The organism is Microbispora catharanthi (genome assembly GCF_006334915.2).
GTDB classification, from domain to species: domain Bacteria; phylum Actinomycetota; class Actinomycetes; order Streptosporangiales; family Streptosporangiaceae; genus Microbispora; species Microbispora catharanthi.
On sequence record NZ_VDMA02000011.1, the window covers coordinates 167,114 to 181,751 of the forward strand.

Sequence of the window (14,638 nt, forward strand, 5' to 3'; positions counted from 1 at the left end):
TCAGATCCTCTCCTGAGCGGAGGAACCATGAGAAAGATCCTCGCGGCGCTTGTCCTGTGCGCCGCGGCGGCTCTCACCGCCGGGCAACCGGCGCACGCCGCCACCACACTGACCATGCTCGGAGCCGACGTCTCGTCCGTGCAGCGCTCCCTCGACCTGGGCGCGAAGTACTACGACGCGGGCGGCGCACAGAGGGACCCGCTGGACATCCTCAAGGGAATCGGCGTCAACTACGTCCGCCTGCGGATCTGGAACAACCCCGTCAGCGGCTACAACAACAAGGCCAAGGTCCTGCAGTACGCCAAGACGGTCAAGGCCAAGGGGCTGAAGCTGCTCGTCGACTTCCACTACTCGGACACCTGGGCGGACCCCGGCAAGCAGTACAAGCCCGCCGCCTGGGCGAGCCACGGCATCGGCCAGCTGCAGACCGACGTCTACGACTACACCTACGACGTGTGCTCCAGCCTCAAGGCGCAGGGCACGACGCCGGACAGCGTGCAGATCGGCAACGAGATCAACGTCGGCATGCTGTGGGACGACGGCAAGGTCGTCAACAACGACTTCACGAACCTGAGCCTGCTGCTCAAGGCCGGCTACAACGCGACCAAGGCGTGCAACTCCGGCACGCAGGTGATCATCCATACGGCGGACGCGGACAGCGACGCACACGCCCGCTGGTTCTACGACGGCATCCGCGCCAAGGGCGTGTCCTGGGACATCACCGGCCTGTCGTACTACTGCATGTGGCACGGCACGCTGTCCAACCTCTACAACGTGATCTCGGACGTGCGGTCCCGTTACGGCAAGCCGGTCGTCATCGCCGAGACGGCCTACCCGTTCACGGCCGACAACGCCGACTGGGAGGGCAACTCGGTCACGTCGGGATGCGCGGGTTACGGCCTCACCTGGCAGGGTCAGGGCGCCGAGTTCGCGGCGGTGCAGAACACGGCCCGCAACGCGGGTGCCATCGGAGTCTTCTACTGGGAGCCGACCTGGTACGCGGTGCCCGGCAATGGCTGGGACCCGGCGAACATCAACGGCACCGGCGACGGCTGGGACAACATGGCCGTTTTCAACTGGACCGGCCACCTCAACCCGAACGTCCGGTGGACTCCATAACGGACTGACACCGAGCGGGACACCTCGAAGGGCGACCCTTCGAGGTGTCCCGCTGCCGGGCTCACGACCACGCCGTATCACTACATTCCGATGTCGAGCAGGTGCATCGGCTCACGGGCAAAGCACTACTCGGTGAACAGCTCGTCGGCCGACGTGATGACGGCGGCCTTACGGACCCAGGCGTCCAGCTGGTTCGGGTCATCGCACTGGCAGATGCGCTCGCGCGCGTCGTCGGAGATCTCCAGGCCTCGGGCATCCAGCACCGAGAAGATCGACTTGATCTCGCCCTTCACCTCACCTTTGACCTCGCCTTTGGCCAGCCAGTGGGAGAAGTACTTCTCGCCGAGGTAGTCGAAGTCCTGAATGGTGGTCACCATCTCCTCCAGACGCTTGACCGTCACAGCATGTAGCGAGCTGATCACGTAGTTCAAATATACTCTGGCCCGATCTGGATCCAGTGTCGCGAGCCCCGCCAGCATCGCCTCCAGCACCGGCTCGTCGTCGGCCTCGTCGGGGTGTGCCACGGCGGAGAGCACCGCGAGTTCCGGGCTGGCGCGGGCCTGGTCGGGGTTGGTGATCACAGGTATGCGGCTGGGATCGATCGCCAGCGGCGTGATGGCGCCGTTGGGGCCCAGCCGGATCGTCCTCTCACACCAGCGGGCCATCGACCGATCCGGGCAGATGACCAGCAGCGCGGTCTCGCACTTGTGCTGGGATCGCAACGTCGTGACGTAGACCGGCCAGCTGAACCGCTTGCCGGCGTCCCTGCTCCGCTGCACCTCCACGATCACGGCCGTCAGCGCGGCACCGGTCTCGTCCCGTAGCACCACGACCGAATCGGCGCGGAACTCGATCGGCGCCTGGGTGCAGTCGACCGTCTCCACGCGGGCGGCGGTGTGCGGCGGGATGTCGTCTCCCGTCACGCAGCGCAGCAGCTCCAGCGCGGTCTCCGGCCGGTTGCGGATGAGTTCGAGCGGCATCTCGTGATCGAAACCAGGCATGGCCGAGACGTTACTGACTGTTGTCAGATAATTACTGTGAGTTTGCGAAAGTGGTGGTGATTGGCGGCCATTAAGGGGCGTGGATCGGCTCAGGGCTCGGGGATGGCCTCCCATTCGCGGCAGGGGCTGAGCGCGTGGTGCTGATAGATGACGCCGACGGCGGGACGGGACCAGCCGAGTGCGACTGCGTCGCGCTCCGTTTGAGGGACCGGCTCGCCGAGGTCGGCGGCGGTGACGGGCTGGCCGCCGGGGCCGCAGACACACTCCGGGCTGCCCTCGTGGTCGATCGCGTCGTCGAGTGGCATCACGTGTACGAACCTGTCCATGTCACCTACCTTGACGGGGGATTGCGGTCACATTACCCCAATGAGACATAAAGCGGAATAACTTGGACAAATCCGGATGAGCGCCGACCCATTGACCTTTGTTGGGATGGACGGCAAACTAACTCCACAATCGCTGGATGAGCCGATGGAGTGCCGCAATGCCGTACCGTCCCCCATTGATCGCGCGCGAGTTCTTCGTGGCGGATCCTCCAGAGCTTCCGGTGCGCGAGCCGGGCGAGGAGGGCCTGTCCGCGCTGACCAGCGCGGAGGTGGTGGCCTCCGACGGGCAGGGCGTGACGCTCAAGGGCTCCACCTCGGCGGAGGAGACGCTCGTCGTGCAGATCACGGTCGCGGGTGAGGGGGTGATCCGGGTGCGCCTGTCGGAGGACCCCGACGCGCGCACCCGATCCTCCCGCGCGATCTCGATGGTCACCCCCGGCGAGTACGGCGAGGCCGTCGTGGAGGCGAGCCACAGCCGCGTGATCGTCGACGCCGGGTCGCTGCGGGCCGAGGTGCGGCTGAACCCGTGGAACCTGCGCTTCACCGACCGGGCCGGCCGGACGCTGGTGGAGCAGGACCCTGGCCACCCCGACATCAGCGGCCGGCTGCGCACGCTGCCGTTCGGCCGCTCCGCGGTGGACGGCGCCCCCGTCGCCTACCACGACACGTTCGTGGCCCCGGCGGACGAGGCGTTCGGCGGCTTCGGCGAGTCGTTCACGCCGCTCGACAAGCGCGGCCAGCGCCCGCTCATGTGGAACTTCGACGCGTTCGGGGCCGAGTCGCAGCGCGCGTACAAGAACGTGCCCTTCTACCTGTCCAGCAGGGGGTACGGCATCTGCGTCGACAGCGGCACGCCGGTCGAGTTCGACATGTGCCAGTCCACGCACAGCGCCGTGCAGATCATCGTGCCCGACGACCTCATCGACTACTACGTGATCGCGGGACCGACCCCCGCCGAGGTCCTGGACCGGTTCGACGGGCTGACCTCCCGGCCGGAGCTGCCGCCGAAGTGGGCGTTCGGCACCTGGATCTCCTCGGGCTTCTTCCGGGACAGCCAGGAGCGCGTGCTGGAGCGCGCCAGGAAGATCAGGGAGCGGGGCATCCCCTGCGACGTGCTCCACCTCGACTGCTACTGGCAGGCGGACGGGCACTGGTCGGATCTCCAGTGGGATCCCGAGACGTTCCCCGATCCGGCGGGCATGCTCGCCACGCTCAAGGAGCAGGGCTTCAAGGTCTGCCTCTGGATGAACTCCTACATCTCGCACCTCAGCCCGGCCTTCGCCGAGGCGGCGGAGAAGGGCTACTTCCTCAAGCGGCCCGACGGCGAGACGTACGTCGCCGACACCTGGCACGGCTCCTACCCCGCCTGCGGCATCGTCGACTTCACCAACCCCGAGGCCGTCGAGTGGTTCAAGGGGCTGCTGCGCGACCGCCTGCGCGAGGGCGTGGCGGCGTTCAAGACCGACTTCGCCGAGGGCGTCCCCGCCGACGCCGTGGCCTTCAACGGCATGACCGGCACCGAGCTGCACAACGTCTACACGCTGCTGTTCAACGACATCGTCGCGGACGCGACCCGCGAGGTGAACGGGCACGGCCTGGTCTGGGCCCGTTCGTCCTACCTCGGCGGCCAGCGCCACTCGGCCCAGTGGAGCGGCGACGTCGACACCACCTACTCCGCGATGGGCAGCACGATCAGGGGCGGGCTGTCGCACGGCCTGTCCGGCATCCCCTTCTGGAGCCACGACGCGGGCGGCTTCACCGGCACGCCCAGCCCGGACCTCTACATCCGCTGGTCGCAGTTCGCCGCGCTGTCCCCGCTCGTACGGTTCCACGGCACGACCACCCGGGAGCCCTGGGAGTTTCCGCCGCACGCCGAGCAGGCCGCCATCGAGGCCCTGCGGCTGCGCTACCGGCTCATGCCGTACATCTATTCGGCGGCCGTCACCGCGGCCGAGACGGGCGCGCCGATGCTGCGCGCCCTGTGCGTCGACTACCCGGACGACCCGGTGGCATGGCAGGCGGACCTGGAGTACCTTCTCGGCACCGACCTGCTCGTCGCCCCGATGACCTCCGCCGACGGCACCCGGAAGGTCTACCTGCCCTCGGGGGTGTGGGTGGACTACTGGACGGGTGAGGCCGTCGACGGCGGGCGTTACGTCACGGTGTCGCCGCCGCTCGACCAGATCCCCCTGTTCGTACGGCACGGCTCGCTGATCCCGGTCACCGAGCCGGGCGACACGGTGGCCGACGACCCCCGGGTCTCGCTGCTCGCCTTCGGCCTGCCGGAGCGCGAGAGCCGTACGACGATCAGGGACCTGGACGGGGACACGACGGTCACGGCGGTGCGGGACGGCGACAGGCTGGTCGTCACCGCCGAGGGCCCCAAGCAGATCGACGGCGTCGAGTTCGTCGGCCCCGGCGCCCCGGTCGTCATCAACTAGACACACCCCCTGGAGAAAGACCATGTTCAGAGTAGGCAGGAGCGCGGCGGTGGCGGCACTGGCCGCGGCCGCACTGGCGCTCAGCGCGTGCGGTGGATCCTCTGACGATTCCAATAGCGGCAGCGGCGGCTCCGCCGAGGGCAAGACCCTCACCCTCTGGCACTACGAGACCGGCAACAGCGCCATGGGCACCGCCTGGGCCCAGGCGATGAAGGAGTTCGAGGCGAGCCACCCCGGCGTCAAGGTGAAGTTCGAGGAGAAGGGCTTCGAGCAGATCCAGAAGACGGCGTCGATGGTCCTCAACTCCGACGAGGCGCCCGACATCATGGAGTACAACAAGGGCAACGCGACCGCCGGTCAGCTGTCCAAGCAGGGCCTGCTCACCGACCTCACGGAGCAGGCGACCAAGCGCGGCTGGGACAAGCTGCTCAGCCCGTCGCTGCAGACCACCGCGAAGTACGACGAGCGGGGCATCATGGGCTCGGGCAAGTGGTTCGGCGTGCCGAACTACGGCGAGTACGTGATGGTCTACTACAACAAGGACATGTTCGATAAGGCGGGCGTCAAGGTGCCCACCACGTTCGACGAGTTCACCGCCGCGCTCGACGCGTTCGCGAAGAAGGGCACCACCCCGATCGCGATGGCGGGCGCCGAGTACCCCGCCCAGCAGCTGTTCTACCTGCTCGCGCTGAACAAGGCCAACCGCGCCTGGATCGACTCCTTCGAGCTCTACAAGGGCAAGGTCGACTTCCACGGCCCCGAGTTCACCTACGCGGCCCAGACCTTCTCCGACTGGGTGAAGAAGGGCTACATCAGCAAGGACTCGGCCGGTATGAAGGCCGAGGACATGGGCGTGGCGTTCATCGGCGGCAAGTTCCCGATCATGGTGTCGGGCAGCTGGTGGTTCGGCCGGATGGCGGAGGAGATCAAGGGCTTCAAGTGGGGCTCGTTCCTGTGGCCCGGCCAGTTCGCCCCGGGCTCCAGCGGCAACCTGTGGGTCGTGCCCGAGAAGTCCAAGAACAAGGACCTCGCCTACGACTTCATCGACATCACGATGAAGAAGGAGATCCAGAACCTGCTCGGCAACTCGGGCGGCGTCCCGGTCGCGGCCGACCCGACGGCGATCACCGACGCGCAGAACAAGGAGCTCATCGAGAACTTCAACAAGCTCTCGACGCAGGACGGCCTGGCCTTCTACCCTGACTGGCCGGCTCCCGGCTACTACGACGTGCTCGTCGCCGGCATCCAGGAACTGATCAACGGCAGCAAGAAGCCCGAGGAGGTCCTGGACGAGATCGCCCAGCCGTACAACGACAACCTGGCCGACATCGGCAACTAGGGTCGCGGGCGGGTCCCCCGGCAGAGGGGACCCGCCTTTCCCTCCGACCCCGGCGGCGGGGCTGCCTGACCGGTCCCCGCCGCCGGGCCCCCTCTGGAAAGGTCTGCACATGGCACCACCCGGCGCGGGCGCGGCCCGCCCGCGCGGGAGGGGCGGCTACTGGCTCTACCTGGTTCCGAGCCTGGTGCTGTTCCTCGCGATCATCGTCGTCCCGTTCCTGATGAACGTGGCGACGAGCTTCACCCGCTGGTCCGGCGTCGGCACCCCCACCTGGATCGGGCTCGACAACTACACCAAGCTGTTCAAGGACGAGCGCTTCTGGGCGTCCTTCGAGCACAACGTCGCACTGATCATCGCGATGGCCGTGGTGCCCACGATCATCGGCCTGGTGCTCGCCGCCGCGCTGTTCGACTACATCGCCAAGCGGTTCGGCGGGCGTACGGCCTCGGCCCTGCGCGCGGCGTTCTACCTGCCGCAGGTGCTGCCCGTCGCGGTGGCCGGGGTGGTCTGGGGCTGGATGCTCCACCCGTCGTACGGCGCGGTGAACCAGATCTTCGGGATCAAGGTCAACTGGCTGGGCGACCCCGACATCGCGCTGGCGACGGTCATGGCGATCATGGTGTGGTTCCAGCTCGGATATCCGGTCGTCATCTTCATGGCCGGGCTCCAGCGGGTCGACCCCTCGCTGTACGAGGCAGCCGAGATCGACGGCGCCTCGTGGTGGCGCAGGTTCTGGCACATCACGATCCCTCAGATCCGGCCGGAGATCTTCGTGGTGCTGCTGACCTGCACGATCGCGGCGCTCAAGGTGTTCGGGCCGATCTTCGTGCTCACCAGGGGAGGGCCCGGCTCCGCGACCATGGTGCCGTCGTACTTCTCCTATCTGAACTTCTTCCAGAAGGTCAACGTCGGGTACGGCTCGGCGATCGCGACCGTGCTCGCCCTGATCATCGTCGTGGTGACCTTCCTCTTCCTGCGGGTGCAGGAGCGTGACCAGGAGAGTGGCTCGTGAACGCCGATCGCACCTTCCGCCAGCCGGGACGGTGGGCCGTGCTCGCGGCACTGGTCGTGCTCGCGGTCGTGATGCTCTTCCCCTTCGTCATCGTCACGCTCAACGCGTTCAAGTCCCCGGCCGAATACTCCTCGGGCGGCCCGCTGAGCCTGCCCCACGGGCTCTACCTCGACGGCATCGTCGCCTTCTGGGATCGCGTCGACTTCGGCCTGAAGCTCTGGAACAGCCTCCTGATCAGCGGCGTCGTCGCCGTCGCCGCGGTGGTGCTGTCGGTGCTCAACGCGTACGCGCTGGGCATCGGCAGGGTGCGCGGCCGGCTGTGGATCCTCGTGCTGTTCCTGGTCGCCAACACGCTGCCGCAGGAGGCGCTCGTCTACCCGCTCTACTACCTGTCGAAGGAGGTGGGGCTGTACGACTCGAAGCTCGCCGTCATCCTGATCTTCACGGTGATCCAGGCGGCCTTCGGGACCTACCTGCTCTCGTCGGTGCTCGGGCAGTTCCCCCGGGGGATCCTTGAGGCGGCCGAGATCGACGGCGCGAGCAGGCGGCGGATGCTGTGGGGAATCGTCGTGCCCATCAGCCGCCCGACCCTCTCGGTGCTGCTCATCTTCTTCTTCATCTGGACGTGGAACGAGTTCTTCCTGCCGATGGTGTTCCTCATCTCCAACGACAACCAGACCGTGCCGGTCGCCCTGGGCGTCCTGCAGGGAGAGAAGATGATGGACGCCACCATGTCCAGCGCGTCCGCGCTGCTCGGCATCATCCCCGCCGTGGCCTTCTTCCTGATCTTCCAGCGCACGCTGACCCGTGGCATCACGGTCGGCGCCATCAAGTAACACCCCCCAAGTAACGCGTCACTACCTGACCTGGAGGCGCAATGTCCCATCGCCGTTCGGCGATGCTGTCCGCGTCGGCCGCCCTGGCTCTGGCACTGAGCCTGGGCGTCGGCCCCGCGAGGGCGGCCGACGACTATCCGTTCCGCGACCCGTCGCTGCCTCTCGCCCAGCGCATCGACGACCTTCTCGGCCGGCTCACGCCGGACGAGAAGGTGGCGATGCTGCACCAGTACGCCCCCGCGATCGACCGTCTCGGCATCAAGATGTTCAAGACCGGCACCGAGGCGCTGCACGGCGTCGCCTGGTCGACCGACTACACGAACAACGGCGCCGTGGTCACCGCCAAGGGCACCGTCTTCCCCCAGGCGGTCGGCCTGGCCAGCACCTGGGACACGGGCCTGATCAAGCGGGTCGGCTCCGCCGTCGGCGACGAGGCCCGCGGCTTCCACGCAGACAACCCCACCGTGTGGGGGCTCAACCTCTGGGCGCCCGTGGTCAACCTGCTGCGCGACCCCCGCTGGGGGCGCAACGAGGAGGGCTACTCGGAGGACCCGACGCTGACCGGCGCCATCTCCACGGCGTACGGCTCGGGCCTGGAGGGCGACGACCCCGACCACCTCAAGGCGGCGCCGACGCTGAAGCACTACCTGGCCAACAACAACGAGGCCGGCCGCGACGTCACCTCCTCGGAGCTGCCGCCGCGGGTCAAGCACGAGTACGACGAGGCGGCCTTCAAACCGGCGATCGAGGCCGACGCGGCCACCGGCGTGATGGCGTCGTACAACCTCGTCAACGGCCGGCCCAACACCGTCAGCCCCGACCTGAACGACGTGGTCCGCTCCTGGACGAAGCGGACGCTGTTCAACGTCACCGACGCCTGGGCGCCGAACAACCTGGTGCAGACCGAGAAGTACTACGCCACCCAGCCCGAGGCCGACGCCGCGCTGATCAAGGCGGGCCTCGACAGCATGACCGTCGACGACACCAACGGCGCCCCGACGGTCGCGGCCGTCAAGGAGGCGCTGGCGAAGGGGCTGCTCACCCAGGCGGACGTGGACGACGCCGTCCGGCACCAGCTCAGCATCCGCTTCCGGCTCGGCGAGTTCGACCCCGACGGCGGGCCGTACGCGAAGATCACCAAGGACGTGGTCAACAGCCCGGCGAACCAGAAGCTGAACCGCGAGACCGCGGCCAAGGCGATGGTGCTGCTGAAGAACTCCGGCGGCGCGCTGCCGCTGAAGCCCGGTAAGAAGGTCGCCGTCGTCGGCCCGCTGGCCGACGTGCTCTACACCGACTGGTATTCGGGCAGCCTGCCCTACAAGGTGACCCCACTCGACGGGATCAAGGAGCGGGCCGCGTCGGTGGCCTCCTCCGAGGGCGCCGACCGGATCGCGCTGAAGGACGTCGCGACCGGGAAGTACATCACCGCCCCCGCGGCCGGAGGCGACCTCACCGAGAGCGACACCTCGGCCGGCGCCACCTCGACGTTCGACGCGTTCGACTGGGGCCAGGGCGTGCTGACCCTGCGCAGCGTGGCCAACGGCAAGTACGTCAGCCGGGCCAACTGGGCGACGCTGGCGAACACCGCCGACCAGCCGTCCGGCTGGTTCGTCCAGGAGCAGTTCAAGCTCGAGCAGCAGTCCGACGGCACCTACCTGCTGCGGTACGCCGGCTACGAGACGAGCGAGAGCTGGTTCGGGCCGAACGCCTACGTCAAGGCGGCGGCCGACGGCACGCTGAGCCTGACCACCGCCGACCAGGCCACGCACTACGCCAGGGAGGTCGTCTCCCGCGGCGTCGACGACGCGGTCGCCAAGGCCAAGGCCGCCGACGTGGCGGTCGTCGTGGTCGGCAGCATGCCGTTCATCAACGGCCGCGAGGCCCACGACCGCACCGACATGAACCTCGCCGAGGGCCAGGAGGCGCTGGTCAAGGCCGTGAAGGCGGCCAACCCGAACACGGTGGTGGTGCTGGAGAACAGCTACCCGACCACGATCAACTGGGAGCAGGACAACGTCCCCGCCATCCTGTGGACCACCCACGCGGGCGCCGAGACCGGGCACGCCCTCGCCGACGTGCTGTACGGCGACGTCAACCCGGCCGGGCGGCTCACCCAGACGTGGTACCGGTCGGCTGCCGAGCTGCCGGACATCCTCGACTACGACATCGTCAAGAAGGACCGGACGTACCTGTACTACCAGGGCAAGCCGCTCTACCCGTTCGGGTACGGCCTGTCGTACACGTCGTTCTCCTACCAGGGGCTGAAGGCGGTGCAGAAGGGCGACGCGTACGAGGTCTCGGTCAAGGTGACCAACACCGGCTCCCGGGCCGGCGACGAGGTCGTGCAGCTCTACACCCACCAGCAGCGCTCGCGGGTGAAGCAGCCGGTCAAGCAGCTTCGCGCGTTCCAGCGGGTGACGCTGGCGCCGGGGCAGACCAAGACGGTCGCCTTCAGCGTCAAGAAGAGCGACCTGGCGCTGTGGGACGTCACACGGAACAAGTGGACCGTCGAGAACGCGACCCACGACGTGCTCGTGGGGTCGTCCTCGGCGAACATCCGCCAGCGGGCGACGATCAACGTCAAGGGTGAGAACATCCCGCACCGCGACCTGTCGACGACCACCCGTGCGGTCGACTTCGACGACTACTCGGGCATCCACCTGGTCGACGAGACCAAGGTGCGCGGCGACGCGGTGGCGGGCGCGAACGGCGGCTGGATCGCGTTCAAGGACGTCCAGCTCCGCAAGCCCGGCACGGTGACGGCCGGGGTGGCCTCCACGGGCGGCGGGACCATCGAGGTGCGTCTCGGCTCGCCGACCGGCGCGAAGGCGGCCGCGATCCCGGTCGCCGCGACCGGCGGGATCTACAACTGGGCCACCGCGACCGCTTCCGTGTCCGGCGCGAACGGCGTGAAGGACGTCTACCTGGTCTTCACCGGCGACGTCCGGATCAAGGACCTCGCCCTGAGCTGAGGCTCCCCGAACGGGAACAACGGACGCCCCGCGCATCTGCGCGGGGCGTCCGCGCGCGGGCGGTCAGCCGGGCGCCAGCACGTCCGTCGCCTTGTGGTCCTCGTCCACCCCCTGGATGAGCACGGCATCGCCGGAGGAGTTGCGCGTGCGCAGCGGCAGGATCTCCTGATAGGCGGGCGACCGGTACCAGGCCCTGGCCCTGTCGAGGTCGGGGAACTCGATGACGATGAGGGTGTGCGTCCAGGCGCCCTCCAGCACCTCGGGCTCGCCGCCGTGGATGATGAAACGGCCGCCGAACGGCTCCAGCGTGGCGTCGATCCGCCGCAGGTATTCCACGATGTCCGCTCCCACGTTGACGTCGCGGAGCTGGGCGATGGCGTAGGCGGTCATGGTCTCTCCAGGGTCGAATGCGGTGCGCCGGTGTGGGTGGGTCCTCCTCTTGGCTCAAGCATGCCGCCGACGGGTCACGGAGACGATGACGCGTGAGGTAATCGCCGGACGGCCGCGCGTTCACCACGCCATGCCCGCTCCCCCCCAGCCGTGGAAGATCCGCGCCGTGACCGCGGACGCCGCGGATCAGGGGAGCACCGGCGCCGCGACCGCGAACACGGCCGCCGCGGTGAGCCCGGGTGGTGAGGCTGGTTCCGCCTGCGGCGGGCGTATCGATCACGCTTTCGCTATTCTCCCCGATATGGCCGAATCGCTGAGGGGGACGCTGGCCTCGCGATACCACCTGCTGCGCCCGCTGGGCTCCGGTGGCATGGGCACGGTGTGGCTGGCCAGAGACTCCGTGCTCGACCGCGAGGTCGCGATCAAGGAACTCCGCCTCCCGGACGGCCTCGGCGAGCGCGAGCGGGCCGAACTGGTCGCCAGGGTCATGCGCGAGGCGGAGGTCACCGCGCGCGTCCGGCATCCCGGGATCGTCGCCCTCCACGACGTGCTCCTCCAGGACGGCAGGCCGTGGATCGTCATGGAACTGCTGCACGGCCACGATCTCGCCCGGCAGATCGCCGCGTACGGGCCGCTGCCGTACCGGCAGGTGGCGGACCTCGGCGCCCGCCTGCTCGACGCGCTGTCGGCCACGCACGCCGGGGGTGTGCAGCACCGGGACGTGAAGCCGGGCAACGTCTTCCTCTCCGCGGACGGCCGGGTGCTCCTCACCGACTTCGGCATCGCCCGCCAGGCCGACCAGGCGTCGATCACCGAGGCCGGCCTGATGGTCGGCTCACCGGGCTTCATCGCGCCGGAACGGCTCGCGGGCGATCCCGGCGGTCCGGCCGCCGACCTGTGGTCGCTCGCCGCCACCCTCTACACGGCCGTCGAGGGCGCCGCCCCCTACCAGGGCTCGCGTTCGGAGGTGATCCGGGCGACCCTCACCCAGGCTCCCCGTCCGCCGGTGCTCGCGGGTCCGCTCGGCCCGGTGCTGACGTGGATGATGGCGCGCGACCCGGCCGCCCGCCCCGACGCGGCCACCACGCTCACGCTGCTGCGGCAGGTGGCCGACGGCGGCATTCCTGACCTTGATCCCCGGCACGGGCTGCGGATCGAGTCGCCGAAGCGGCGTCCCCGGTGGTGGTACGCGGCCGGGGCCGCCGCCGTGGTGGGCGTCGCGGTCGCCGTGGCGGCGGTCGTGTTCTCCGTCAGGGCGGGCGAGCCACCCCCTGATCCCGTACACCGGGTCTCGCCCACCTTCGACAGCGCCGTGGACCTGTGCCGGGCGCTGCCGGCCGAGGAGGTGCGGCGGATCGTGGGCGCGTCGGCGCAGGGCCGGCCGGGGAAGTCGAGCTGCCAGTGGACCGTGAAGGGCAGCGGCGTCGAGCTGAGCGCCGAGACCGACTCCGACACCCCCGAGCCGTGGGGGCTCGACACGGCCTCGGCGACCACGCTCATGGAAGGGCTGCGCAGGCAGTACGGGTCGGGGCCGAGCGACGCGAGCTGGCTCTGGTACGAGATCGGCCTCGACCGGAGGACCCAGGCCATCGAGACGGCCGGACGGGAGACGCCGGATGTGGCCGACGAGGCGTTCGCCGTCGACCTCACCACGCCGGAGGGCCGGGCACAGGCCGCCTATGTGTACTTCAGGCTCGGCGACCTCGTCGTCCGGCTCCAGTACGCCGATCTCGACGTGAGCTCGCCGGCCGTCCTGCGGGACCGGGCGATCGCGGCGGCGGCGTCGGCGGCCGAGGGCCTGAGGGGGCTGGCCTAGCCGTGGACCTGCTCGCCGGACGGTACCGCCTCGCCGAACCGCTCGGCGAGGGCGGCGGCGGCACGGTCTGGCGCGCCCACGACGAGCTGCTGCGCCGGGAGGTGGCGATCAAGCAGCTGCGCGTCCCGCCCGACCTGGACGACCGGCAGCGCGCCGACTTCCTCGGCAGAGCCGTCGACGAGGCCCGGGCGGCCGGACGGCTCACCCACCCGTCCATCGTGACGGTCCACGACGTCGTCGGGCACGCCGGGCAGCCGTGGATCGTCATGGACCTGGTGCCGGGCCGCTCCCTCGACAAGATCATCCGGGAGGACGGGCCGCTCGCCTCCGAGCGCGTGGCCGAGATCGGGCTGGCCGTGCTCGACGCGCTGGAGGCGGCCCACGCCCGGGGTATCCTGCATCGCGACGTCAAACCGGCCAACGTCCTCATCGGGCCGGACGGCCGCGCCCTGCTCACCGACTTCGGGATCGCCGCGCCGCTGGGCGGCGCCGGGCACTCCTGGCAGAGCTCGGCGGGCTCGCCCAACTACATGGCCCCCGAACGGTTTCGCGACGAGCCGGACGGCCCGCCCTCCGACCTGTGGTCCCTCGGGGCCACGCTCTACACCGCCGTCGAGGGGGAGCCGCCCTTCCACCGGAGCATGACCGCCGCGCTCGTCGCCGCCGTCCTGCTCCACGAGCCCCGGCCGATGACCCGGGCCTCGCGGGTGCTCGCGTGGATCGTGCTCGCCCTGCTCGACAAGGATCCGGCGCGGCGTCCGCCGCCCGACGTCGTACGGCAGGCACTGCGGGCCGCCGCCGCGCCGCCCGCCCCCGCCCCCGCGGACCGGCGCGCCGGCATGTGGCGCTTCGTCGCCGTGGCGGCCCTGGTGGTCGTGGTCGGCCTCGCGGCGGGCCTGGGCGCCTGGCTTCTCGTGTCCGGGAAACAGGGCGGCTCAGGGCGGTTCGCCGCCGTCCCCGACGCCTGCCGCAGCCTGACCAAGGCGCAGATCCATGACCTTCTCGGTGCCACGCCGCGCGGGGAACCCGCCGCCGAGGGGCGCTGCGAGTGGAAGGAGCACACCACCGGCCACGACGGGACGATCACGGTCGCCTACCGGTTGCCGGCCGAGGGGGAGGGGGAGGCGGCGGCCTCCCGCGACCTCGCGGCGGAGCGGGCCGCGCGGGGCGCCGTCGCGCGCGACCGGCCCGGGATCGCCGACGAGGCCTTCACCTGTGACTCCTCCGACCCCGCCGGGACCACCGGGGCCACGGTCTGGTTCCGCCTCAGCAATCTCATCGTCGAGGTCGCCTACCGGCGCGCCGGTGACCCCTCGGTCACCCCGGCCGACCGGCGCACGGCCGAGCGCGCCGCCGAACTCGTCGGCATCGGGCTCGGGTGACCTC

The 14,638-nt window shown here is 69.6% G+C and carries 11 protein-coding genes; 8 read left to right on the forward strand and 3 right to left on the reverse strand.

Annotated features, from left to right (window positions below; translation table 11 throughout):
* Window positions 1-27: 27 nt before the first annotated feature.
* Window positions 28-1,119, forward strand: a complete 1,092-nt coding sequence (locus FH610_RS21685; RefSeq protein ID WP_139576348.1) for a glycoside hydrolase family 53 protein — start codon at window positions 28-30, stop codon at window positions 1,117-1,119.
* Window positions 1,120-1,244: 125 nt separating this feature from the next.
* On the opposite strand, the gene FH610_RS21690 is transcribed toward FH610_RS21685, so the two are convergent.
* Both FH610_RS21690 and FH610_RS21695 read right to left on the reverse strand, forming a co-directional pair.
* On the reverse strand, window positions 1,245-2,120 hold the full coding sequence (locus tag FH610_RS21690) for a hypothetical protein (protein ID WP_139576349.1): 876 nt from the start codon (window positions 2,118-2,120) through the stop codon (window positions 1,245-1,247).
* 89 nt (window positions 2,121-2,209) lie between these two features.
* A complete protein-coding gene (locus FH610_RS21695; protein ID WP_139576350.1) occupies window positions 2,210-2,446 on the reverse strand; it encodes a hypothetical protein in 237 nt (78 codons plus the stop codon).
* Between the two features lie 176 nt (window positions 2,447-2,622).
* Here FH610_RS21695 and FH610_RS21700 point away from each other — a divergent pair, with 176 nt between their 5' ends.
* The 5 genes from FH610_RS21700 to FH610_RS21720 all read left to right on the forward strand — a co-directional run bounded on the left by FH610_RS21700 (window position 2,623) and on the right by FH610_RS21720 (window position 11,046).
* Window positions 2,623-4,887, forward strand: coding sequence for a TIM-barrel domain-containing protein (locus FH610_RS21700; RefSeq protein WP_240809110.1), 2,265 nt, complete (start codon window positions 2,623-2,625; stop codon window positions 4,885-4,887).
* A 22-nt stretch (window positions 4,888-4,909) separates the two neighbouring features.
* Window positions 4,910-6,226: an ABC transporter substrate-binding protein gene (locus FH610_RS21705; protein WP_139576351.1), complete on the forward strand. Its 1,317-nt coding sequence runs from the start codon at window positions 4,910-4,912 to the stop codon at window positions 6,224-6,226.
* 109 nt (window positions 6,227-6,335) lie between these two features.
* Window positions 6,336-7,238 (forward strand): carbohydrate ABC transporter permease, encoded by a 903-nt coding sequence (locus FH610_RS21710; RefSeq protein ID WP_139576352.1) that lies wholly within the window; start codon window positions 6,336-6,338, stop codon window positions 7,236-7,238.
* Entirely contained in the window at window positions 7,235-8,074 is an 840-nt protein-coding gene (locus FH610_RS21715) for a carbohydrate ABC transporter permease (protein WP_240809111.1), read from the forward strand. Before FH610_RS21710 ends, FH610_RS21715 begins: the two co-directional genes overlap by 4 nt.
* 41 nt (window positions 8,075-8,115) lie before the next feature.
* The gene (locus FH610_RS21720; protein ID WP_139576353.1) at window positions 8,116-11,046 is read left to right on the forward strand and encodes a glycoside hydrolase family 3 protein; all 2,931 of its coding nucleotides are present in this window, start codon (window positions 8,116-8,118) and stop codon (window positions 11,044-11,046) included.
* Between the two features lie 63 nt (window positions 11,047-11,109).
* Here FH610_RS21720 and FH610_RS21725 read toward each other — a convergent pair whose 3' ends face one another.
* The gene (locus tag FH610_RS21725) at window positions 11,110-11,436 is read right to left on the reverse strand and encodes a DUF1330 domain-containing protein (protein WP_139576354.1); all 327 of its coding nucleotides are present in this window, start codon (window positions 11,434-11,436) and stop codon (window positions 11,110-11,112) included.
* A gap of 301 nt (window positions 11,437-11,737) precedes the next feature.
* Between FH610_RS21725 and FH610_RS21730 the strand changes: the two genes are divergently transcribed.
* Together FH610_RS21730 and FH610_RS21735 are read left to right on the forward strand one after the other, a co-directional pair.
* Window positions 11,738-13,252 carry a serine/threonine-protein kinase gene (locus FH610_RS21730; protein WP_161628048.1) on the forward strand — a complete coding sequence of 505 codons (1,515 nt, stop codon included), beginning with the start codon at window positions 11,738-11,740 and terminating at the stop codon, window positions 13,250-13,252.
* Window positions 13,253-13,254: 2 nt separating this feature from the next.
* Complete coding sequence (locus tag FH610_RS21735; protein ID WP_161628049.1) at window positions 13,255-14,634, forward strand: serine/threonine-protein kinase; 1,380 nt, start codon at window positions 13,255-13,257, stop codon at window positions 14,632-14,634.
* Window positions 14,635-14,638 lie beyond the last annotated feature (4 nt).

Coding starts and splice junctions, on each gene's coding strand:
- FH610_RS21685 (WP_139576348.1), top strand. CDS start 28: ATGAGAAAGATCCTCGCGGCGCTTGTCCTGTGCGCCGCGGCGGCTCTC.
- FH610_RS21690 (WP_139576349.1), bottom strand. CDS start 2,120: ATGCCTGGTTTCGATCACGAGATGCCGCTCGAACTCATCCGCAACCGG.
- FH610_RS21695 (WP_139576350.1), bottom strand. CDS start 2,446: ATGGACAGGTTCGTACACGTGATGCCACTCGACGACGCGATCGACCAC.
- FH610_RS21705 (WP_139576351.1), top strand. CDS start 4,910: ATGTTCAGAGTAGGCAGGAGCGCGGCGGTGGCGGCACTGGCCGCGGCC.
- FH610_RS21710 (WP_139576352.1), top strand. CDS start 6,336: ATGGCACCACCCGGCGCGGGCGCGGCCCGCCCGCGCGGGAGGGGCGGC.
- FH610_RS21720 (WP_139576353.1), top strand. CDS start 8,116: ATGTCCCATCGCCGTTCGGCGATGCTGTCCGCGTCGGCCGCCCTGGCT.
- FH610_RS21725 (WP_139576354.1), bottom strand. CDS start 11,436: ATGACCGCCTACGCCATCGCCCAGCTCCGCGACGTCAACGTGGGAGCG.
- FH610_RS21730 (WP_161628048.1), top strand. CDS start 11,738: ATGGCCGAATCGCTGAGGGGGACGCTGGCCTCGCGATACCACCTGCTG.